General features: G+C 68.0%; 19 protein-coding genes and 1 tRNA gene. 10 read left to right on the top strand and 10 right to left on the bottom strand.

Features of this window, described 5'->3' with window-relative positions; genetic code table 11:
• The first annotated feature begins 2 nt into the window (after positions 1-2).
• Genes GV027_RS17050 through GV027_RS17025 form a run of 6 tightly spaced genes read left to right on the top strand, consistent with a single transcriptional unit; the run spans position 3 to position 5,877 of the window.
• Positions 3-2,828, top strand: coding sequence for a monovalent cation/H+ antiporter subunit A (locus tag GV027_RS17050; RefSeq protein ID WP_159512570.1), 2,826 nt, complete (start codon positions 3-5; stop codon positions 2,826-2,828).
• Entirely contained in the window at positions 2,825-3,187 is a 363-nt protein-coding gene (locus GV027_RS17045) for a Na+/H+ antiporter subunit C (RefSeq protein ID WP_031440531.1), read from the top strand. The genes GV027_RS17050 and GV027_RS17045 overlap by 4 nt, the downstream gene beginning before the upstream one ends.
• Positions 3,184-4,707, top strand: a complete 1,524-nt coding sequence (locus GV027_RS17040) for a monovalent cation/H+ antiporter subunit D (RefSeq protein ID WP_159512569.1) — start codon at positions 3,184-3,186, stop codon at positions 4,705-4,707. The genes GV027_RS17045 and GV027_RS17040 overlap by 4 nt, the downstream gene beginning before the upstream one ends.
• A complete protein-coding gene (locus tag GV027_RS17035; protein WP_056408796.1) occupies positions 4,704-5,195 on the top strand; it encodes a Na+/H+ antiporter subunit E in 492 nt (163 codons plus the stop codon). The genes GV027_RS17040 and GV027_RS17035 overlap by 4 nt, the downstream gene beginning before the upstream one ends.
• Positions 5,192-5,461 (top strand): K+/H+ antiporter subunit F, encoded by a 270-nt coding sequence (locus GV027_RS17030; protein WP_037531531.1) that lies wholly within the window; start codon positions 5,192-5,194, stop codon positions 5,459-5,461. The genes GV027_RS17035 and GV027_RS17030 overlap by 4 nt, the downstream gene beginning before the upstream one ends.
• On the top strand, positions 5,458-5,877 hold the full coding sequence (locus tag GV027_RS17025) for a Na+/H+ antiporter subunit G (protein WP_159512568.1): 420 nt from the start codon (positions 5,458-5,460) through the stop codon (positions 5,875-5,877). Before GV027_RS17030 ends, GV027_RS17025 begins: the two co-directional genes overlap by 4 nt.
• 27 nt (positions 5,878-5,904) lie before the next feature.
• Here GV027_RS17025 and GV027_RS17020 read toward each other — a convergent pair whose 3' ends face one another.
• The 3 genes from GV027_RS17020 to GV027_RS17010 all read right to left on the bottom strand — a co-directional run bounded on the left by GV027_RS17020 (position 5,905) and on the right by GV027_RS17010 (position 9,100).
• A complete protein-coding gene (locus GV027_RS17020) occupies positions 5,905-7,464 on the bottom strand; it encodes an alkaline phosphatase D family protein (RefSeq protein WP_159512567.1) in 1,560 nt (519 codons plus the stop codon).
• Positions 7,465-7,589: 125 nt separating this feature from the next.
• Positions 7,590-8,564 carry a FecR family protein gene (locus GV027_RS17015; RefSeq protein ID WP_159512566.1) on the bottom strand — a complete coding sequence of 325 codons (975 nt, stop codon included), beginning with the start codon at positions 8,562-8,564 and terminating at the stop codon, positions 7,590-7,592.
• Positions 8,561-9,100 (bottom strand): RNA polymerase sigma factor, encoded by a 540-nt coding sequence (locus tag GV027_RS17010; RefSeq protein WP_051916211.1) that lies wholly within the window; start codon positions 9,098-9,100, stop codon positions 8,561-8,563. The genes GV027_RS17015 and GV027_RS17010 overlap by 4 nt, the downstream gene beginning before the upstream one ends.
• Before the next feature lie 233 nt (positions 9,101-9,333).
• On the opposite strand from GV027_RS17010, the gene GV027_RS17005 reads away from it, so the two are divergent.
• Entirely contained in the window at positions 9,334-12,342 is a 3,009-nt protein-coding gene (locus tag GV027_RS17005) for a TonB-dependent receptor (protein WP_159512565.1), read from the top strand.
• A gap of 265 nt (positions 12,343-12,607) precedes the next feature.
• On the opposite strand, the gene GV027_RS17000 is transcribed toward GV027_RS17005, so the two are convergent.
• Positions 12,608-12,684, bottom strand: a tRNA-Met gene (locus GV027_RS17000).
• 37 nt (positions 12,685-12,721) lie between these two features.
• Between GV027_RS17000 and acsF the strand changes: the two genes are divergently transcribed.
• From acsF to hemA, 3 genes are read left to right on the top strand one after another with little or no spacing between them, the layout of a single operon-like run.
• Positions 12,722-13,831, top strand: coding sequence for a magnesium-protoporphyrin IX monomethyl ester (oxidative) cyclase (gene acsF / locus GV027_RS16995; RefSeq protein ID WP_159512564.1), 1,110 nt, complete (start codon positions 12,722-12,724; stop codon positions 13,829-13,831).
• A 29-nt stretch (positions 13,832-13,860) separates the two neighbouring features.
• Positions 13,861-14,631: a putative photosynthetic complex assembly protein PuhE gene (gene puhE, locus GV027_RS16990; protein ID WP_236559282.1), complete on the top strand. Its 771-nt coding sequence runs from the start codon at positions 13,861-13,863 to the stop codon at positions 14,629-14,631.
• Positions 14,621-15,841, top strand: a complete 1,221-nt coding sequence (gene hemA, locus GV027_RS16985; protein ID WP_159512562.1) for a 5-aminolevulinate synthase — start codon at positions 14,621-14,623, stop codon at positions 15,839-15,841. Before puhE ends, hemA begins: the two co-directional genes overlap by 11 nt.
• Positions 15,842-15,904: 63 nt before the next feature.
• Here hemA and GV027_RS16980 read toward each other — a convergent pair whose 3' ends face one another.
• The 6 genes from GV027_RS16980 to pufB all read right to left on the bottom strand — a co-directional run bounded on the left by GV027_RS16980 (position 15,905) and on the right by pufB (position 20,726).
• Positions 15,905-17,278: a DUF3422 domain-containing protein gene (locus GV027_RS16980; protein ID WP_236559281.1), complete on the bottom strand. Its 1,374-nt coding sequence runs from the start codon at positions 17,276-17,278 to the stop codon at positions 15,905-15,907.
• 1 nt (position 17,279) lies between these two features.
• Positions 17,280-18,386: a photosynthetic reaction center cytochrome PufC gene (gene pufC / locus GV027_RS16975; RefSeq protein ID WP_236559280.1), complete on the bottom strand. Its 1,107-nt coding sequence runs from the start codon at positions 18,384-18,386 to the stop codon at positions 17,280-17,282.
• Positions 18,383-19,357, bottom strand: a complete 975-nt coding sequence (gene pufM / locus GV027_RS16970; protein ID WP_159512561.1) for a photosynthetic reaction center subunit M — start codon at positions 19,355-19,357, stop codon at positions 18,383-18,385. The genes pufC and pufM overlap by 4 nt, the downstream gene beginning before the upstream one ends.
• A gap of 13 nt (positions 19,358-19,370) precedes the next feature.
• Positions 19,371-20,195, bottom strand: coding sequence for a photosynthetic reaction center subunit L (pufL, locus tag GV027_RS16965; RefSeq protein WP_159512560.1), 825 nt, complete (start codon positions 20,193-20,195; stop codon positions 19,371-19,373).
• Between the two features lie 154 nt (positions 20,196-20,349).
• The gene (pufA, locus tag GV027_RS16960; RefSeq protein ID WP_081874173.1) at positions 20,350-20,520 is read right to left on the bottom strand and encodes a light-harvesting antenna LH1, alpha subunit; all 171 of its coding nucleotides are present in this window, start codon (positions 20,518-20,520) and stop codon (positions 20,350-20,352) included.
• A gap of 41 nt (positions 20,521-20,561) precedes the next feature.
• Entirely contained in the window at positions 20,562-20,726 is a 165-nt protein-coding gene (gene pufB / locus GV027_RS16955; protein ID WP_081874172.1) for a light-harvesting antenna LH1, beta subunit, read from the bottom strand.
• Positions 20,727-20,775 lie beyond the last annotated feature (49 nt).

Genomic DNA, 20,775 nt, shown 5'->3' with positions numbered 1-20,775 from the left:
CCATGCCCCTGATGCTCCTGATGGTGCTGCCGTTCGCGGCGGCGCTGATGCTGGCGCTCGGCGCACGTGGCGGCCGTCGCATGCATGTCGGGATCGCCGCCGGTGCGAGCGCGGCGGGGCTCGCGCTGCTGCTTCTGGCCGCGCCCGCGGTCCTCGCGGGAACCCCGCTGACCGCGCGGATCGCGTGGATCCCGGCGCTCGGGCTCGATCTCAGCCTGTGGCTCGATCCGCTCGGGCTGCTGTTCGCCGGACTGATCCTCGGCATCGGCCTGCTCGTCGTGATATATGCGCAGGGCTATCTCGCCAAGGCTGAGCCGACCGGGCGGTTCCTGTCGTTCCTGATGCTGTTCCAGGGCGCGATGATCGGCATCGCGCTGTCGAACAACATCCTGCTGATGCTGATATTCTGGGAACTGACCAGCCTGTCGTCGTTCCTGCTGATCGGCTTCTGGCGCGACCGCGCGGACGCGCGGCAGGGCGCGCGGATGGCGCTCGCGGTGACGGGCGGCGGCGGGCTCGCGCTGATCGCGGGGATGCTGTTGCTCGGCCAGGCGGCGGGATCCTATGAGCTCGCGACGATCCTGACGCGCGGCGCCGCCGTCCAGGCGTCGCCGCTCTATCCCGCGATCCTGACGCTCGTCCTGCTCGGCGCGTTCACCAAATCGGCGCAGTTCCCGTTCCATTTCTGGCTGCCGCACGCGATGGCCGCGCCGACGCCGGTCAGCGCCTATCTCCATTCCGCGACGATGGTGAAGGCGGGCGTCTTCCTGCTCGCCCGCCTGTGGCCGGTGCTCGCGGGCAGCGACTTGTGGTTCTATCTGGTCGCCTCGACCGGGCTCGTGACGATGCTGTTCGGCGCGGGCGTCGCGCTGTTCCGCAACGATCTGAAGGCTATCCTCGCCTATTCGACGATCAGCCAACTCGGGCTGATGGTGATGCTGCTCGGTTTCGGCAGGCCCGCGGCCGCCACGGCGGCAGTATTCCACATCCTCAACCATGCCGCGTTCAAGGCGGCGCTGTTCATGAACGCGGGCATCGTCGATCACGAGACGGGGACGCGCGATATCCGTCGCCTCGGCGGGCTCGCCGCGCTGATGCCGCTGACCGCGACGCTCGGCACGCTCGCGGTCGCGGCGATGGCGGGGCTGCCACCGCTCGGCGGGTTCATCTCCAAGGAGATGATGCTCGAACAGAGCCTGCATGCCGCGCACGATGGCCGGTCCTGGCTCGTGCCCCTGCTCGCGACGATCGCGGCGACGCTGTCGGTCGCCTATTCCCTGCGCTACGCCACCGCACAGTTTTTCGGGCCTCGCGCGACGGGGGATGTCGCCGCGCCGCATGATCCCGGCATGGCGATGATCGGACCGTCGATCGTGCTCGTGCTCGTCGCGCTCGGCTTCGGGTTGTTGCCGATGACGATCGCCGGGCCGCTGGTGCGCGCCGCGACGGGGGCGGTGATCGGCGGGAGCCCGCCCGCGCTCGATCTGGCGCTGTGGCACGGGATCAACCCCGCCCTGGGGATGAGTGCGCTCGCGGTGGTGATCGGTGCGCTGCTGCTGTGGCGGCGCGCGCCGGTCGCGCGCTGGCTGGACGGGCGGCGAACGCTCGATGCGAAGCGGCTGTTCGACGGCGCGATGGCGGCGATCGTCGCGCGCAGCCGCGACGCCTCGCTCGCGATCCACGCGCCGTCGCTGCAACGCTATCTGTTCGTGCTGTTCGCGGTGGCGGTGCTGTTCGGGATCGACGCCGCGCTGACGACCGGCGGGCTGCCCGCGGGGACGCGCGCGACGCTGCCCGCGTCGCCGGTCGCGGTCGTCGCCTGGTTCGCGCTGGTCGTCGCGACCGGCATCGTCGTGGCGATGCAACGCCAGCGCTTCCTCGCGCTGGTCTTCATCAGCGTCATCGGCCTCGTCATCGCGCTCGCCTTCGTCCATCTTTCCGCCCCCGACCTCGCGCTGACCCAGATCGCGGTCGAGGTCGTGACGATCCTGCTGATGCTGCTCGCGCTGCACCTGCTGCCCAAGGTTCCGCCGCAACTCTCGAGCCTGCCGCGCCGCAGCCGCGATGCGCTGCTGGCGGCGGTCGCCGGGATCGGCACCGGCTGGGCGGCCTGGGCGGTGATGACGCGCGACCTGCGCGACACGGTCTCGTCCTTCCACTGGGCGAACAGCTATCCGGGCGGCGGCGGGACCAATGTCGTCAACGTGACCCTGGTCGATTTCCGCGCGTTCGATACATTGGGTGAGATCGTCGTGCTCGGGATCGCGGGGCTGACCATCTATGCGCTGCTCGAGCCCGCGGCGCGCGGCACGGCGGGGCGGCGGCTGCGCGAATGGCGGCACGACATGCCGCATTCGCCCGAGCGCCACCCGATGATGTTCGTGATGGCGACGCGGCTGCTGCTGCCGCTCGCGCTGCTGGTCGGCCTCTACATCTTCCTGCGCGGGCATAACCAGCCCGGCGGCGGGTTCATCGCCGCGCTGGTCGTCTCGATTGCGATCCTGCTGCAATATCTCGCCTCGGGCTTCGACTGGACCGACGGCCGCCGCCGGATCGGCGAACATCCGCTGATCGCGGTCGGCGTGCTGATCGCGACCGCGACGGGTCTCGGCTCGCTCGTGTTCGGCGCGCGGTTCCTGACGAGCAGCTTCGGCTATTTCCACATTCCGCTGGTCGGCGAGGTCGAGCTGGCGACCGCGATGTTCTTCGATACGGGCGTTGCTTGCGTCGTCGTGGGCGCGGTGATGATGGCGCTCGCCCAGCTCAGCCACGTCGCGCAGCGCGCGGCGCGCAACCGCGATCAGGCCGACGAGGAGACATCGGCATGAGCCTGGAATTCCTGATCGCCAGCGGAATCGCGGTGCTGACCGCAGGCGGCGTCTATCTCGCGCTGCGCGGCCGCACCTTTCAGGTCGTGCTCGGGCTGACCTTGCTGTCCTACGCCGTGAACCTGTTCCTGTTCGCAATCGGCCGGCTCGTCGTCGACCGCCCACCGCTGTTCGCCAAGGGCGTGACCGACCATGCCGATCCGCTGCCCCAGGCGCTGGTGCTGACCGCGATCGTGATCACCTTCGGGATGACCGCGCTGGTCGTCATCCTGTCGCTGCGCAGTTTCCTCGAAAGCGGATCGGATCAGGTCGACGGCATCGCCGACGCCGTCCCCGGCCCGGAGCAGGATCGCGCATGACGCTGCTCGACCATCTCGTGATCGCGCCGGTCGTGATCCCCGCGATCATCGCGCCGCTGACGCTGACGGTAATGCGGCGGCGGCGGCATGTCGGCGTCGCGCTGTCGCTCGCCGGCTGCGTCGCGATGCTCGTCGTGGCGCTCGCGCTGTTCGGTATCGCGCAGGACGACGCGATCCGCGCCTATCCGCTCGGCGGCTGGCCCGCTCCGTTCGGGATCGTGCTGGTGCTCGACCGGCTGTCCGCCATGATGCTGGTGCTCGCGGCGGTGCTGGCGCTGGTGGTGATGCTCCACGCGGTCGTCACCGCGGTCGACCGCAAGGGCTGGCATTTCCACCCCCTGTTCCAGTTCCAGCTACTCGGACTGAACGGTGCGTTCCTGACCGGGGACCTGTTCAACCTGTTCGTGTTCTTCGAAGTGCTGCTGATCGCCTCCTACGGGCTGATGCTCCACGGTCAGGGCGCGGCGCGGCTGAAGGCGGGCGTTGCCTATGTCGTCGTTAACATCGTCGGCTCGGCGCTGTTCCTGATCGCGCTGGGGCTGCTCTACGGGCTGACCGGCACGCTCAACATGGCCGATCTCGGCCAGCGCATCGCCGCACTGGGCGCGGCCGACCAGGGGCTGATCCGGCTCGCCGGGCTGTTGCTGCTCGCGGTGTTCGCGCTGAAGGCGGCGGTCGTGCCGCTGCACCTGTGGCTGCCGCGCACCTATGCCGCGACCGCGCCGGTCGTCGCCGCGCTGTTCGCGATCATGACCAAGGTCGGCGTCTATGCGATGATCCGGGTCGTGCCGCTGATCTTCGGCGATGCCGCGGGCGCCGCCGCCTGGGTGCCGGCGCCCTGGCTGCTGCCCGCCGCCGTGCTGACCGCGATCATCGGCTTCGTCGGCGTGCTGGCGGCGCGCGCGATGCGCGAACAGGCGGCGTTCGCGATCCTCGGCTCGACCGGGACGCTGCTGCTCGCGGTATCGTGCTGGACGCAGGCGACGACCGCCGCCGCGCTCTACTATCTCGTCCACGCGACGCTGGCGGGCGCGGCACTGTTCCTCGTCGCCGACGTGACGCTGCGCCGACGCGGCCAATATGGCGATGCGATCGTCCCCAGTCCGCGCTTCGCGGGCCAGCAGGCGACCGGGCTGCTGTTCCTCGCCGCGACGATCGCCGCGGTCGGCCTGCCGCCGCTGTCGGGGTTCGTCGCCAAGCTGTTCATCCTCCAGACCAGCGTCACGGCCGCGCCATGGCCGCTGATCTGGACGACGGTGCTGGGCACCACGCTGATCGGCGTGGTCGGCTTTGCCCGCAGCGGCAGCACGCTGTTCTGGAAGGCGGCCGACGATGCCGACCCGATCGCCGGCGCGGACCGGTCGCGGGCCGAACTGATTGCGCCAGCGACGCTGCTCGCGCTGCTCGCGCTGCTGACGCTCGGTGCCGGCTGGGCGACCGCGCAGGCCGAGGCGACCGCCGCGCAGATCTATGCCCCGGATCGCTATGCGGCGGCGGTCCTGACGGAGGAAACGCGATGATCAAGCGCCTCCTCCCCCACCCCGCGCTGACCGCGATGCTGGTCGTCGTCTGGCTGCTGATGGCGAACAGCATCACGGTCGGCGGGATCCTGCTCGGCCTGGTCTTCGGGATCGTCCTGCCCAAGTTCACCGAGCCCTTCTGGCCCGATCGCCCGCGCGTCCGCTTCGGCCGCGCGCTGCTCGGCTATGTCGGCCTCGTCCTCTACGACATCGTCGTCGCCAATTTCGAGGTCGCGCGGCTGATCCTGTTCCGGCGCAACCGCGATCTCCGCTCGCGCTGGCTGGTCGTGCCCGTCGCGCTGTCGTCGCCCGAGGCGATCACCGTGCTCGCCGCGACGATCAGCCTGACGCCGGGGACGGTCTCGTCCGACGTCTCCGCCGACGGTCGTTTTTTGCTGGTCCACGCCCTCGACGTCGCGGACGCGGCCGCCGAGATCGCGCGGATCAAGACCCGCTACGAGGCGCCGCTGCTAAGGATCTTCGCATGATCGCCATAGCCTTGCAGATCGCCGCCATCGCCATCGCGCTCGCGTTGCTGCTCAACGGCTGGCGGCTGTACCGCGGGCCCGCGCTCGCCGACCGGATCCTCGCGCTCGACACGATGGTGATCAACGTCATCGCGGTGATCGTCGTGATCGGCATGATGGGCGGCAACGACACCTATTTCGAGGCCGCACTGCTGCTGGCGATGGTCGGGTTCGTCAGCACCATCGCCTATTGCAAGTTCCTCCTGCGCGGGGACATCGTCGAATGAGCGGCATCGTCGAGATCGTCATCGCCGGCCTGATCCTGCTCGGCGCGGCATTCGTGCTGATCGGCAGCTGGGGGCTGGTCCGCCTCCCCTCGACGATGGAGCGGCTGCACGGCCCGACCAAGGCGACGACGCTCGGGCTCGGCGGGCTGTTGCTGGCGTCGGTCGTATTCTTCCAGGTCCGGCTCGGCGTCTGGACCGCGCACGAGCTGCTGATCTCGCTGTTCCTGTTCATCACCGCACCGATTTCGGCGAACATGATCGCCAAGGTCCATCTCCACCGCGCGCGGACCGGCGACCGCCCCGATCACGACGGCATTGCGGGGCCACCGCCCCGCCCCGACCCGGATGGCGAAGGCGACTGGGCGACGTTCGAGGCGCCGCATACGGACACGCAGGCTTCGATCGAAAACCCCTGAGCGTCCGCACGGGGTCGCGCAACCGCGTCAGGCCGGCTGTGGCCCGGGCTGTTTCGGATCCACCACGAACTTGGCGAAAGTGGAGATCGACCCGCCCGGCCGATCGACCTGATCCATCACCTTCACCTCGGCAAGCCAGCGGTCCGGCGTCACGGTGAACAGCTGATAGCCGCGCTGGTTGTTGAGCAGGCTGACGTTCGGATTATGGTCGAGCGCGCGCGTCTCGCCCGCATAGCGCGCACCGCCGGTGCCGCCCGACGAGATCGAGGTCGCGAGAAACTCGGTCGCGATCGCGGGACCGTCCAGGTCGTTCGCGTCGCGCGGGACCGAGCCGACGACATTCTGGTGCAGGTCGCCGCTGCCGATCACGACATTGGTCAGCCCGCGCCGCGCGATGCCGTCGACGAGCCGCTGCCGCGCGAGCGGATAGCCGTTCCAATTGTCCTTGCCGACCACCGGCGTCGTCGCGCCGTCCTTGCGCGCGTCATAGGGCATGAACAGCACCTGTTGCGCGATGAAGTTCCACCGGGCGTCATTGGCGAGCCCGTCGTCGAGCCAGCGCTCCTGCGCGGCCCCCAGCATCGTGCGCCCCGGCCGGTCGACGGGCACGCAGGCGTCGAGTTCGCCCCGCGCGATCCCGGGCCGCTCGCAGAGCTGGTCGCTGCGGGCCGAGCGCGTGTCGAGCACGTGCATCCGCGCCAGCGTGCCGTAATCGAACCGGCGATAGGCGCGCCCGGTCCCGGGCCGTTGCGCGCGACGGACGGGGACATGCTCGTACCAGGCCTGCAACGCCGCGGCCTTGCGCGCGGCGAATACCGGCGGCGGGTTGCCGTCCTTGTCGAATTCACCCGCCCAATTGTCGTCGATCTCGTGATCGTCGAACGACATGATGAACGCGACCGCCGCGTGCGCCGCCTGCAGGTCGGGATCCGCCTTGTACTGCGCATAGCGGCGACGATACTGGTCGAGCGTATAGGTCTCGGCGCCGAGATGCTTGCGCGGACTGGGCTCGGTCCGGGTCGCCATCTCGTAGATATAGTCGCCATAATGGAAGACCGCGTCGAGATCGGGCTCGCGCGCGACATGCGCATAGGCGGTGAAGAAGCCCGTCTCGAAATCCTGGCACCCCAGCATCGCCAGCCGCAGCCGATCGAGCGACGCGCCCGCCGCAGGCGCGGTGCGCGCGGTCCCCACCGGGCTCGATCCGGCGCCCTGGACGAGGAAGCGATACCAATAGGGGCGGTGCGATCGCAGCCCGTCGACCTCGACATGGACCGAATGCGCAAGCGTCGCGTCGGCGACCGCCGATCCCGTCCGGACGATCTTGCGGAAACCGGGGTCCTCGGCGATGTCCCAGCGGACCGGAACATCATGCGGCGGCATGCCGCCGTCCGGGGTCTGCGGCTCGGGCGCCAGCCGGGTCCAGATCACGAACCCGTCGGGCCAGGGGTCTCCGGAGGCGACACCCAGTGTGAACGGATCGCGCGTGAACGTCGCCTTCGCCAGCAACCGCGGCGCCCCCGCCCCGCCCAGCATTGCGAGCGAGAGGCCGGCCTTGACCAGATTGCGGCGATCGAACTGAGCCATAAGGACACTCCCTGCGGCAGCGCCCGCCTGCAGCGCCCGACCGGCGTCGCAGCGCGACCTGCTATGCCGGAAAGACGGAGCAGCCGGGCAAAACCCGACAAACAAAAGAACGGGCGGTGGCGATCCTAGGGATTTCCGGGCCCGCCCGCCGGGCGGATGGCGATCGCGTCTTTCCCGTAAGCGACATCGACCTGATAGGCCGCCTGCACCGCCTGCAATGCGCGGTCGGTATCGGAAATATGAAAGCGGCCGCTGATCGGAAGCGCCTGCAGGCCGCGATCCTCCAACAGGATCGGCCGCGCCGAGTAACGTTGAACCTTGCCGATCAGCACCGCGAGCGGAACGTCGGACGCCTCGAACCACCCCGACTTCCACTCGGGCGCGCTCGCCGCGATGCGCGGTTGCGCCGTGACCTGCCCGTCGACGACGCGTGCGCCGTCGCCCTTGTGCAGCACCAGATCCGCTTCCCCGGCGACGCCGACCTCGACCGCACCGCGGTAGACGACCACGGCGGTGCGCGTCGGCGACTGGCGATCGACGTTGAACGCGGTGCCCAGCACGCGGACGGACGTGGTGCCGCTCGCGACCCGGAACATCCGGCTGCGTTCGTGGCGGATATCGAAATAGGCCTCGCCGCGGACGAGCTCGGCACCGCGGTGCCACGGCAGAATTCGCACGCGCAGCTCGGTGTCGCCGCTCAGGTCGACGCGCGACCCGTCCGCGAGCACGACGGTGCGGCTTTCGCCAGGGCCGGTGCGATAGCGCGTCGTCGCCAGCATCGGCCCGAGCAGTGCGATCACAAGCAGCATCGCGCAGGCCGCAGCGGCGAGCCACGGCGCCGATCGCCGCCCCCGACGCGCGCGATCGACCCGCGGGGCCGGCGGGATCGCGGCCGCAGGGGCGCACGCCGCGGTCCCGAGCGCCTCGACCAGCGCCTCCGATTGCCAGAGCGCCTGCATCTCGGCGAAGACCGCGCGGTGCCGCGGCGACGCTGCCATCCACGCATCGAAATCCGGCCCCGCCGCGGCATCGAACGCCGGCTGGTTGAGCCGGTCGATCCACGCGGCCGCGTCCTCGGCGATCTGGCTTTCGCGGCTCATCGCCCGCGTCCGCACGCGATCGCCTCTCCCGGCATCGCCTTGTGAAGGTCTGCCAGGCCGCGGGTGATGTGTTTCTCGACTGCCTTCGGGCTCAACCCCAGATCCCTCGCTATCGCCGCGCAGCTTTGCCCCTGCAAACGGCGGCGGACAAGCACGTCGCGGCGCAGCGGCGGCATGGCGTCGAGCGCGTCCCGGAGGATCGCGACCGCCTCGCGGCCGACCAGCACCCGGTCCGGCAGGGGCGCCTGGCTGACGGGCTCCTCCGCGCGTTCGGCGACATAGCGGCGGTCCCTGCGATGATGGTCGACCAGCAGGTTCGCGGCGATCCGGAAGCCGAGCGCATAGATGCTGACCAGCTTCTGCACGCGCCCCTGGTGCACCAGCCGCGACAGCGTCTCCTGCACGACGTCCTCGACGACATCGACCCGGCTGGTGCGCGCACGGACATAGCGGCTCAGCGTCGCCGCGATCGCGCGCCAGTCCTCGACCGCGGGCTCGCCCGCGCGGGTGTCGATCTGGGGAAGCGTCGCTGGCATGGCTCGTCCGGGTTGTTGATCCCGGCGACCTAGGCCGCGTTTGTGACAATTTCGGAGAGGGTGCGACAAGGAGTTCGCGCGGACGCTGCCCGATCCCCCAAATTGCGCAGCACCACCGTCAGTATAAACACCGACCTGCATCAGACTTCTCTGTCATATAACTGAAACCAGATACTTTGTCGGGTTTCCGGGCGCCTGCCCGTCTTGTCCTCGAACCATCTCGGGGGGAAATCATGTTTCATAGAATTCGTCTGGCGCGGCGTCTGCTCGCGTCCGTCGCACTGTCCGGCTTTGTCTGCGCGCCTGCGATTGCGCAGACCGCACCACCGGCACCACGCCAGTTCAGCTTCGACGTTCCCGCACAGGGTCTCGCCGACGCGCTCCTCGCCTTCTCGCGGCTGACCGGGCTGCAGCTCGCGACGTCGCCGTCGCTGCTACAGGGCGCACGCAGCCAGCGCCTGCGCGGGCGGATGACCGCGGAACAGGCGCTCGCGCGGATCACCGCGGGCAGCGCGGTCGACGGCAGGATCGTCGGCGGCACGGTCACCGTCGCGCGGCACATGGGGCCGGTGACGACGGCATACGCTCCTGCCGCGTCCCCCGGCGGGACCGAAGCCCAGGGAATCGCGCAGGCCACGCAGCCTGACCCGCTCGCCGATGACGGTGCCGACATCGTCGTCCGGGGCTACCGCCAGAGCGTCGCCAAGGCGCAGCAGATCAAGAAGGCCGCAACCGGGTCGCAGGAGGTGATCCTGGCGCAGGACATCGCCGCGTTTCCCGACCAGAACCTCGCCGAGGCGCTCCAGCGCATCCCCGGCGTCGCGATCACCCGCGACAGCGGTGAGGGTCGCCAGATCTCGCTACGCGGCCTTGGCGCGGATTTCACCCGCACGCAGCTGAACGGCATGGAGGTGCTCACCAATACCTCGTCGGGGCTGGACAGCCGCTCGTCGGTCAGCCGGTCGCGCGCGTTCGACTACAGCATCTTCGCATCCGAGCTGTTCAACAAGGTCGTCGTCGAGAAATCCTATGCGGCGCAGCAGGACGAGGGCGGCATCGGCGGCACGGTCGGGCTGCACACCGCCAAGCCGTTCGACTATGACGGGCTCACCGTCGTCGCGTCTGCCCGCGGCCAGGCGAACCAATATACCAAGACCGTCACACCGCGCCTCGTCGGGCTGATATCCGATCGCTGGGGGGATTTCGGCGTCCTCGCGTCGGTCGCGTACAGCACCGCCGAGACCGTCGAGTTCGGCTATCGCAACTGGAACTGGTCGCAGATCAATTTCGGCGCGGCCAATGTCGGGCCCGCCGTCTCCGCGGCGGACCGTGCGCTCCTGGTGGGGGCGACCGGCGCCGCGCGCGTCTGGAACAGCCGTGCGCAGACCTATGCGACCTTCTTCAACAAGCGCGAACGCCTCGGCGTCACCACCGCGCTCCAATATCATCCCGACGACCGCACCGACGTCTCGCTCGACCTGCTCTATGGCCGGCTGAACAATGACCGGCGCTCGGGGGTGATCGGCGCCGCGGGGACCAACGGTGTCGCCGCGAACAACGTGACCGGCACGCAGCTGCTGACCGGCGTCACCTTCGACGATTTCAACGACATCGTCGGCGCGTCGTTCGACCGTGTCGACATGCGCACCGAATCCAAGGTGACGCATGACCAGACGACCTTCTGGCAGGCCGCGCTCAACGCGCATACCGATCTCGCCAGCAACCTGACGCTCAACGTCCTGGGCGGCTGGTCGCGATCGACCTTCGCGTCGCGCTATGCCCAGGTCTATCTCGAGGCGGTCGGCAAGAGCTATTCCTTTTCGGGTCTGAACACCGCCTCGCCGCGGACCGACTATGGCTTCGACACCACCGACGCATCGCAATGGGACCTGCAGGGCCTCGAAACCCGCGCCGACCGGATCGAGAGCGAATTCTACAACAGCAAGGCAGAGCTTGCCTGGACCGTCGCCACGGGGTCGACGATCAAGGCGGGCGCGGGGTTCAAGCGCTTCACCAATGGCGGCTGGCAGCGCAAGGTCGCGCCCAGCTACGAGAACAAGCCGGGCGTGCCCGACGTCCCGACCAGCGTCCTGACCGACAGCACGCTCGCCCCCTATGTGATTGGCGATGTCGCCGGCACCTATGCGCTGCTCGGCCAGAGCATGACCGTCGACGCGAACAGCACCGTCGCGGGCACCGCCTATGACCTGACCGAACGGACCTATGGCGCCTATCTGCAATATGACCTCGCCACCCGGCTCGGCGCGATCGGCCTGCGCGCCAATGTCGGCGTGCGCTATTACCATACCGATCTGGGATCCGCGGGGACCGCGCTGGTCGGCAGCGCACTCGTCCCGGTCAGCGTGACCAACCGCTATGATGGTTTCCTGCCCGCGGCGAACCTTGCCTTCGACCTCAGCCGGTCGATCGTCTTCCGGCTGAGCGGCAATCGCAATCTGAGCCGCCCGGCGCTCAGCGACATGCGCGCGGCCGGGACGCTCAACCTCGCCTCGTTCGGCGGCACGATCGCGGCCGGCAACCCCAATCTGAAGCCGTTCATCGCCGATTCGATCGAAACCTCGCTCGAATATTATGACGGCACGCGCGGATCGCTCGCGATCGGTGCCTTCTACAAGCACATGGACTCGTACATCACGTCGGAGACGCGGCTCGTATCCTATGCCTCGACCGGCTATCCCGCGGCGCTGCTGCCCGTCGGCGTCGACCCTGCGGTGCTGGTAAACTATACGCGCCCGATCAACGGCCCCGGCGCGTCGATCAAGGGGATCGAGATCGCCGCGAAGCGCGACTTCGACTTCCTGCCCGCACCGTTCGACAAGCTCGGCATACTCGGCAACGTCACGGTCGCCAGCGGGTCGACCGACGTCTTCTATGCCGGCGTGCCGGTTCGCCTGCCGCTGCCGACGCTGTCGAAATTCTCGTCGAACGCGACGCTCTATTACGACACCGATCGCTGGGGCGCGCGTGGCTCGATCGCGACGCGCTCGCGCTATCGCTGGGGCGATGGCGGCAACGGCAATATCGGCGAGTATATCAAGGGCACCACGAACCTCGACGCCTCGGCCTATGTCAATCTGACGCCGCGGTTCAAGCTGACGCTCGACGTGATCAACATCACCGACGAGCCGATCGTCCAATATGCCGACGGCACCGCCAAGCGGGTGATGACCAACACCGTCAGCGGCCGCACCGTCGCGTTCGGCGGGACGATGCGCTTCTGAACGAGCACAGGGGCAGGCCGGTGGCCGGCCTGCCCCTCGCACCAAGATCGCGTGGCCCTTCACCGATCAGGCGCATCATCTGCCCCCTGGGCCTGCAGTCGAGCGATACCGACGCGCAGTACCCTGATACCGGGAGGGCACAAACGAACACCTCCCACCGGCACGGCTGGTTTGGCGTCCTTGTCACACGGTCGGTCGAGGGAGAAAAAGAAGTCCACAAACGACGACAGCCCCGAAGCTTTCGCTTTGGGGCTGTCGTAGGATTTGGTTGCGGGGACAGGATTTGAACCTGTGACCTTCAGGTTATGAGCCTGACGAGCTACCGGGCTGCTCCACCCCGCGACGGTCCGGTTAGGGACGTGGGTAGATGAGATTGTGAATGGGTTTTGATACCCCCGCGCCACTCGCCGCCGCCCCCGCCGCGTCGCCCGCGCCCCTGCCCGATACGCCCCTGCCCGATACACTCGCGATCGCCCGCGCCGACACCGTCCTGTCACCCCGCTTCTACACCACCGATTTCGCCGCGATGGACCGGATCGACGTCTCGGCGGTCCGCGGCGAATGGGATGCGCTGATCGGCGAGATGGCGAGCGACCCCAACCGCCTCCATTTCAAGCGCACCGCCGCATTCGACGGCGTGATCGAAAGCCTCCCCGACGGCCTCCGCGAAGAATTTACCGATTTCCTCGTCAGTTCGCTCACCGCCGAATTCTCCGGCTGCATTCTCTATGCCGAGATCGCCAAGCGCGTGACCAACCCCGACGTCAAACAGCTGTTCAAGTTGATGAGCCGCGACGAGAGCCGCCATGCCGGCTTCATCAACGACACGCTCAAGGATGCAGGCATCGGCGTCGATCTCGGCTTCCTCACGCGGACGAAGAAATACACCTATTTCCGGCCGAAATTCATCTTCTACGCGACCTATCTCAGCGAGAAGATCGGCTATGCGCGCTACATCACCATCTACCGGCATCTCGCCCGGCATCCCGAGCTGCGCTTCCACCCGATCTTCGACTGGTTCGAACTTTGGTGCAATGACGAGTTCCGCCACGGCGACGCCTTTGCGATCCTGATGCGCACCGATCCGAAGCTGCTGCGCGGGGTCAACCAATGGTGGATCCGCTTCTTCCTCGTCGCGGTCTATGCGACGATGTACGTGCGCGATCACAACCGGCCCGCCTTCCACAAGGCGCTGGGGATCGACCCGACCGGCTATGACATGCGCGTCTTCGCGATCTGCTCGGCGATCACGCGGCAGGTGTTCCCGGTCGTGCTCGACACCGACAGCCCGCGCTTTCGCGCCGGGCTCGAGCGGATGCGGCGGATCGCGGGGGCGATCGACGCGGCCAAGGCGCGCGGCGGGGTGCTCGGGGGGATCCAGAGCCTCGGCCTGACCGCGGCCGCCGCTGTCAGCTTCGCCTGGCTGTATCTCACGCCGGTCAAGCGCAACACCGCGCCCGCGACGGTGCGGCTGGTCCCGGCGTGGTGAGCATCCCCCCGCTGCTTTTCGCGCTGCTGATGTGGTTTATCGGGACCGCCGCCGTGGTCTGGCTCGACAGCCGTCCGGCGGCGACCTTCCGCACCAGCCTGACGCTGGCCGGGCTGGTCGCGATCGCCGCGGTCGCGCTGGTCGGGTCGATCGCCGACGATGCGAGCGCCGGCGCCGCCTATACCGGGTTCGCCGCGGCGATCCTGATCTGGGGGTGGCACGAAATGAGCTTTCTCATGGGGGCGGTCGCGGGCCCGCGCCGGACGGAATGTCCCCCCGACGCGACCGGCTGGCCCCGCTTCCGCGCCGCGACCGCCACCGTGATCCATCACGAGCTCGCGATCGCCGCGACCGCGATCCTGCTCTTCGCGGTCAGCTGGGGCGGGCCGAACCAGGCCGCGCCGCTCACCTTCCTGCTGCTGTTCGTGTTGCGGCTGTCGGCCAAGTTCAACCTCTACTTGGGCGTGCCCAATCTCAGCGACGAGGTGTTTCCCGCGCATCTGGCTTATCTCAAAAGCTATTTTCGCAAGCGCCGGCTGAACGCGCTGTTCCCGGTCTCGATCCTCGCCAGTGGCGCGATCGCGGCGTGGGCCTGGACGGCCGCAGAGGCCGCCCCCGCCGGCAGCGGCGCTGCGGCCGCGGGTACGCTGCTCGCAGGACTGGCGGTTCTCGGGCTCGTCGAGCATCTGTTTTTGGTCCTGCCGATGCGCGATGCGCGCCTCTGGCGCTGGGCCGCTTCCTCCACACGAGCGGCACAGGCCGCCATCACCGACGGACGGGGACGATCGCATGGACTATGAGGCATTTTTCGAAGGTGAACTCGCGGCGCTTCGCGACGATGGGCGCTACCGGGTGTTTGCCGAGCTCGAGCGCACCGCGGGCGCCTTTCCCGCCGCCGAACAGGTCATCCGCCGGACCCGGCGACCGGTGACGGTGTGGTGCTCGAACGATTATCTCGGCATGGGCCAGCACCCCGCGGTGCTTGAGGCGATGCATGCGACGATCGACCGGTGCGGGGCGGGCGCGGGCGGGACGCGCAACATCTCGGGGACGACGCACAGCCATGTGCTGCTCGAGGCCGAACTGGCGGATCTCCACGCCAAGGAGGCGGCGTTGCTCTTCACGTCGGGCTATGTCTCGAATTGGGCCGCGCTGGGTACGCTCGGCGCGCGGCTGCCCGGCTGTGTCATCCTGTCCGACGCACTCAACCATGCGTCGATGATCGAGGGCATCCGCCACAGCCGCGCCGAGGTGCAGGTCTTCACGCACAACGACCCTGCGGATCTCGATCGCCGGCTGTCGCAACTCGATCCGTCGCGGCCCAAGATCGTCGCCTTTGAAAGCGTCTATTCGATGGACGGCGACATCGCGCCGATCGCCGAGCTGCTCGACGTGTGCGAGGCGCATGGCGCATTGTCCTATCTCGACGAGGTGCACGGCGTCGGTCTCTATGGTCCGCGCGGCGGCGGCGTTGCCGAGCGCGAGGGGCTGATGGACCGCGTCACGGTGATCGAGGGCACGCTCGGGAAGGCCTTTGGCGTGATGGGCGGCTATATCGCGGCGTCGGCGGCGCTGTGCGATTTCGTCCGCAGCTTCGCTAGCGGCTTCATCTTCACCACCGCCCTCCCCCCCGCACTCGCCGCGGGCGCGACCGCGAGCATCCGCCACCTCAAGGTGAGCCAGGTCGAGCGTGCGCGGCACCGCGATCGCGTCGCGACCGTCCGCCGCCGGCTCGACGCCGCCGGCATTCCCACGGTCGACAATCCAAGCCACATCATCCCGGTGATGGTCGGCGATGCGCACAAGTGCAAACGGATCAGCGACTGGCTGCTCGAACATCACGGCATCTATGTCCAGCCGATCAATTATCCGACCGTCCCCGTCGGCACGGAACGGCTCAGGCTGACGCCGTCGCCGGTGCATAGCGATGCCGATATCGACACGCTGGTGACCGCGCTCAGCGAGATCTGGTCGCAATGCGCGCTGGCGCGGCGGGCGATGGCGGCCTGACCCGGTGCCGTCGGCGTCTAAGGGGCGCCGACGGCACGGGACCGCCTCCGGTGCCGGCGGGCGTCACGCCGCCAGGTGTTTGTGCATCCGCCAGCGCCCCAGCGCGACAAGCGCGATTACCACGGGCACCGCCGCCGCCGTGGCGACGTCATGATGGACGCCTGGAATGGCGGTCAGCAGATAGCCGATGAGCGACACCAGATAATAGCTGATCGCGACGACGGACAGCCCCTCGACCGTTTGTTGCAGCCGCAGCTGCACCGTCGCGCGGCGATCCATCGACAAGAGGAGGTCGCGATTCTGCTTGCTGAGCGCGATGTCGATGCGTGTCCGCAGCAGCTCGCTCGTCCAGGCCGCGCGCTGCGACAGATCCTCGAGCCGGGCCGAGAAGGAATCGCAGGTCCGGACCGCCGGCACCAGCCGCCGTTCGGTAAAATCGCCCAGTGTCTGATAGCCGCGCACCCCGCCGATCCGCAGGCTGGCAAGCCGGTCGGTGCTCAACTGCGCATAGGCGCGCGTCGCGCTCATCCGATAGCGTGTCTCCGCGACGAGCCGCGCGAGACGGGCGGACAGGTACGTCAGCTCGTCGAGCAGCCGGTCGTCTTCGGATGTCCGTTCGGAGACCGCCTGGGTCAGATGCGCCAGACGCGATTCCAGATCCGTGACGCTCGGCGTCAGCCGCTGCGCCAGCGGCAGGCCGAGCAGCGCCATGTTCCGGTAATTGCCCAGTTCCTGAAGCCGCATGACGAGCTGCGCCGGTTCGTCCCGCTCGAGTCCGCGGTCGAGCACCAGCAGCCGCCCATAGCCGTCGGGGTTAAGCCGGAAATCCGACACGATCCGCGCTGCGCCGTCCGCGACATCGCACAGGATCGTCGCTTCCGATGCAAACCAGCGTTCGAGATCGTCGGGTGTCGGATCGCCCGCCGCGCGCGGCACCAGCGCGATCTGCGTTGCCCGGATGATCGCACCGGGCAGGTCCTTGAATATGGCCGACAGCGCGGGCTCGAACGCGCCTGGATCGAACAGCGACGGCGCGTATCGCGACGGCGTGCCGGCGGCGGCCTCAGCCTCTGCTTCAGCCTCTGTCCCAGCCCCTGCATCGCCCGCACCGCCTCGCAACAGCGTATAGGTCGCGAATTCCGTATGGCGCTCCCACACCAGCGCCACCGGCCCCAGGCCCAGCACGCCATATTTTCCGGCCACGGGGACGATCTCGCGGCCCTGCTCGGCCAGCGTCGCGATATGCGCGCGCGCCGCGTCCGCCGCCGCCTCCTCGAGCACGGTCACGATCTGCACCAGCCGGCACGGCGCGGCAAAGCGCGGCAGTCGCCGAAGATGCATCTCTTCGGCCAGCGCGGCGCGCAGCGGGTGATTGTGCATCGTCAGGCCCGCCCGGCCGATGGCGGTGAGATCCGCGCCCCCGGCGGCGCGGACCACATCACTTTGTGTCCGTCATCGCCGCCGGCCGGGCAAAGGCGGCCGGCACCGCGACGCCGGCACCTGGTCCGCCCTCGGGCACCGCGCGGGCGATCAACGCGCCCCTCAGGATCGGCGCCTGGTCGATCATGCTGACCCCGCCCAGCGGCTTGTTGATGCCCTGGTGACAGGTGGTGCAGTTGACCTTGTAGGGATCGCCATGCGGCCCCTTGCGATTGGCCGGGAAGATCGGCTGCAACGGCGTGATGTAGGTCTGGTTGATGTCGCGGACCATGCGGATACCGTAATAGGCCGTGCCCCGCTGCGCGCTGCTGAGGTTCCACGAACGGAACGACTGGCTGTTATGGCAATAGGTGCAATTGACCCCCAACGCGCCGCTGACATGCATCATCAGCCCATAGGATTTCTCCGCCGCCTTGATCGAGACGATATGGTTGGCATTCGGGAACGCGCTGCTGCTGGCGACCCGGATCTGCGCCCGTCCGCCGAGATATTCGGCAAAAGGATCATAGGGCAGCGACGCATAGCCGACATTCGGGTTCGGCGCGTTCTGGCCATGCCGATTGCCCAGCACCTTGCCGGGTTCGGGCGTCCCCTCGGCGATCGCCCATTTATACGCGGGCACCGCATTGCCGCGATGGCAGGTGTAACAGGTCACCCCGGTCTGCTTGACGTGACTCGCCCAGCGACCGTTGATTGCCTGCGTCATCTGCAGCATCCGGCGCGCGACGATCTTGGTGTATTTCTCGTCCGACGCCATGTTTTCCGGGTTGTGACAGTAATTGCACCCCTGTTCGGGCGGCGCGACCCACTGCGTCATCTCGGCCATCAGATGGTCGAACCGTTCGCGACCCAGCCCGGCGAGCACCTTCACATTCTCATAGCTCTCGCCCGCCGTCGGACCGCCCTCGGGCGGCAACGGATAGGGCGCTTCGGGTATCGCACTGGCCGCCGCGATCAGCTTGGGGTTGATGATCTGGTTCAGTCCGGCGCCGCGATAGCCCGTCTGCGTGGCTGTCTTGGGGCCGATCTCGCAGCCCCCGAGCAGGACGAGCGCCACGCCGAGCACCATCATCTGTATGGGCGTTTTGGTGGGTAATGCGGTCATCGTAGACCTCCCGGAAGCAAGGCGGGATCGACGACGCCGGTGTCCGGATAGCCCGGCGCATACCCGTGCAGCACCGCCCAGAGATACCAGTTGTCGACCACGGTCCCGGTCAGCAGGATCCCGATCGCGCCCGTCAGCGGGGTCAGCACCGCGAACCACCAGGCCCAGCGATGGATCGACTCGGCGGTCGCGTTGAACCCCATCGTCCAGCGCCAGAACAGCGCGCCGCGCTCGAACGCGGTGCCGCGGTCGGTGATCTGCTCGATCTCGCGCTCGCCGCCATAGCGGCCGATCGCCAGCACCGTCGCGCCGTGCATCGCGAACAGCATCGTCGAGCCATAGAGGAACGCGATCGAGAGGCAGTGGAACGGGTTGTAGAACAGATTGCCGTAGCGGATCGAAAAGGCGGCGGTCCAATCGAGATGCGGGAAGATGCCGAACGGCACCGCCTCCGCCCAGCTGCCCATCAGCATCGGCCGGATGAAGCCGAGTGTCAGGATCAGCAGGATCCCCGCCGCGAACGCCCAGGCGACATGCGTCCCCATGCCGAGCGCGCGCGCGCGTATGTACGTCCGCACGAACCACAGGATCAGCGACGCGCTCATGAAGAAGCCCGCCATCTGCCACCAGCCGCCTTCGGAAAGCGGCATCAGCAGCTTGAACCCCCATTGCGGGCCGGGCGGCTCGAGCGCGAGCCAGGGCAGCTGGCGCGCGAACTGGACCGGATCCCAGTTGACGCTGGCGGCCATGTTCAGCCCGATGATCTCGAACGACAGGAACGCACAGATCAGCGAGGCCAGGCCCAGCCTGCCGAGATAGATCGGACCGATCTGGGCCGCGCCGAGCTTGCCCATCCAGTAATTATAGGTCCCCGTGCCGACCCGCGGGAAGCTGCCCGGGGGAAGCCGCGGTCCCGCCTCGAGCGGACCGCGCAGCTGCACCTGGGTGAACATGTTCTGATAGCGCGCCATCGCCATACCCCCTTCAGGACCAGATCGGCAGGTTGAGCCACCACGTCCACCATTCGGGCCAGCCGCGCGTCCAGAGCGGCCCCGAGATGATGATGCAGATCGCGCTCCAGAACCCTGCTGACAGCGCAAGGAACAAGCCCAGCCGGTGGATGCCGAGCGTCCCGATCGAATAGCCGATCGTGTCGCGGAAGAACGCGTCCTCATATTCCGGCGACTTGACCGGTTCGCCCTCCGCCGTGTTGACCGCGGACAGCACCAGCGCGCCGTGGAACGCCAGCGCGCCCCCGGTCGTGAAGAAGAAGCTCACCGCGAGCATGTGCGCGGGATTGTAGTGGAAGTGGAGATATTGGTAGCCGGTGTTCGACACCCAATCGAGATGGCTGAAGATCCCGTACGGAAAGCCGAAGCCCCATGCGCCGAGCAGCCACGGTCGGACGACGACCAGCGAGACATAGGCGAAGATCGCAAAGCCATAGGCGAAGGGCACGTGATAGCCCATGCCGAGCTTGTTGCAGATCTCGACCTCGCGCAGTGCCCAGGACACGAAGGCCACGATCGCGCAGATCGTGATGACCTGCCAGAACCCGCCCTCTCGCAACGGCGCCAGCCCCAGACCATAGGCGATGTCGGGCGGCGCGATGCTGATCAGCCAGGGATTCCAGCTCGGCCCGAGCGAGGCGGCGTAGAAGATCAGCAACGTGCCGAGCAACGCGGAGATCGCGGTCGTGACGCCGAAGAAGCCGACGTAAAAGGGCCCGACCCAGAAGTCGAACAGGTCGCCGCCAAGCAGCGTCCCGCCGCGCACCCGGTATTTTCGCTCGAAGCTCAACAGCGCCATGGCACGTCTCCGTTTCCCCGTTTCGTCACGGCATCCCGTCACGCCGTCCCATCACCCCGTGCCGATCAGCCGGGGTCGGGACTGCGGTGGAGCCAGGGGGTATGGGAGGACGGGTTCGGTCTGCCCCCGTCCTCCGCAACCGCCGATCGTCGCATCAACTGCCCGCGGGCGCGGTGACGGCGGGCGCTTTGTGCGGGCCATCGAGCCAGTTGAAGCGATCGGTGCTGAGCAGGATGAAGTGGATCAGCAATGCCAGCACCAGCAGGAACGTGAACAGAGCGACGAGCGAACGCCGCGGATCGAAGATCAGCCAGATTCTCCACATGACGTGGTTCCTCTCATTGGTTTGCGATTAGGGCGTGCGGCTCAAAACCAGGGGCGCCAGTTCCAGACCAGGAAATGCGCGATGACCGCGACGACGGTGAAGATCAGGAAGCTGGTGATGAACAGCTTGTGAAATTCCTTGGCCTCTTCGGGCGTGAGGTAGGTGCCAAGCCCCATCCTCTCGTCCTTGTCTCTCAGGTCGCTCATGATGACGTCTCCGTTGTTCCCGAGGAGAAGGGGAGCGTGAATCGCGCTC

Source organism: Sphingomonas sp. T1 (genome assembly GCF_902506585.1).
Lineage (GTDB): Bacteria > Pseudomonadota > Alphaproteobacteria > Sphingomonadales > Sphingomonadaceae > Sphingomonas > Sphingomonas aerolata.
Note: the sequence above shows the minus strand (reverse complement) of the source record. Positions and strands in the feature narration are given on the sequence as shown.

Bases quoted from the DNA above. Each gene is read 5' to 3' on its own strand.
- GV027_RS17040 (WP_159512569.1), top strand. From the start codon at position 3,184: ATGACGCTGCTCGACCATCTCGTGATCGCGCCGGTCGTGATCCCCGCG.
- acsF (WP_159512564.1), top strand. From the start codon at position 12,722: ATGGGTTTTGATACCCCCGCGCCACTCGCCGCCGCCCCCGCCGCGTCG.
- GV027_RS17005 (WP_159512565.1), top strand. From the start codon at position 9,334: ATGTTTCATAGAATTCGTCTGGCGCGGCGTCTGCTCGCGTCCGTCGCA.
- pufC (WP_236559280.1), bottom strand. From the start codon at position 18,386: ATGACCGCATTACCCACCAAAACGCCCATACAGATGATGGTGCTCGGC.
- hemA (WP_159512562.1), top strand. From the start codon at position 14,621: ATGGACTATGAGGCATTTTTCGAAGGTGAACTCGCGGCGCTTCGCGAC.
- GV027_RS17030 (WP_037531531.1), top strand. From the start codon at position 5,192: ATGATCGCCATAGCCTTGCAGATCGCCGCCATCGCCATCGCGCTCGCG.
- GV027_RS17035 (WP_056408796.1), top strand. From the start codon at position 4,704: ATGATCAAGCGCCTCCTCCCCCACCCCGCGCTGACCGCGATGCTGGTC.
- puhE (WP_236559282.1), top strand. From the start codon at position 13,861: ATGTGGTTTATCGGGACCGCCGCCGTGGTCTGGCTCGACAGCCGTCCG.
- GV027_RS17010 (WP_051916211.1), bottom strand. From the start codon at position 9,100: ATGCCAGCGACGCTTCCCCAGATCGACACCCGCGCGGGCGAGCCCGCG.
- GV027_RS17025 (WP_159512568.1), top strand. From the start codon at position 5,458: ATGAGCGGCATCGTCGAGATCGTCATCGCCGGCCTGATCCTGCTCGGC.
- GV027_RS17020 (WP_159512567.1), bottom strand. From the start codon at position 7,464: ATGGCTCAGTTCGATCGCCGCAATCTGGTCAAGGCCGGCCTCTCGCTC.
- pufL (WP_159512560.1), bottom strand. From the start codon at position 20,195: ATGGCGCTGTTGAGCTTCGAGCGAAAATACCGGGTGCGCGGCGGGACG.
- GV027_RS17045 (WP_031440531.1), top strand. From the start codon at position 2,825: ATGAGCCTGGAATTCCTGATCGCCAGCGGAATCGCGGTGCTGACCGCA.
- pufB (WP_081874172.1), bottom strand. From the start codon at position 20,726: ATGAGCGACCTGAGAGACAAGGACGAGAGGATGGGGCTTGGCACCTAC.
- pufA (WP_081874173.1), bottom strand. From the start codon at position 20,520: ATGTGGAGAATCTGGCTGATCTTCGATCCGCGGCGTTCGCTCGTCGCT.
- GV027_RS17050 (WP_159512570.1), top strand. From the start codon at position 3: ATGCCCCTGATGCTCCTGATGGTGCTGCCGTTCGCGGCGGCGCTGATG.
- GV027_RS17015 (WP_159512566.1), bottom strand. From the start codon at position 8,564: ATGAGCCGCGAAAGCCAGATCGCCGAGGACGCGGCCGCGTGGATCGAC.
- pufM (WP_159512561.1), bottom strand. From the start codon at position 19,357: ATGGCGCGCTATCAGAACATGTTCACCCAGGTGCAGCTGCGCGGTCCG.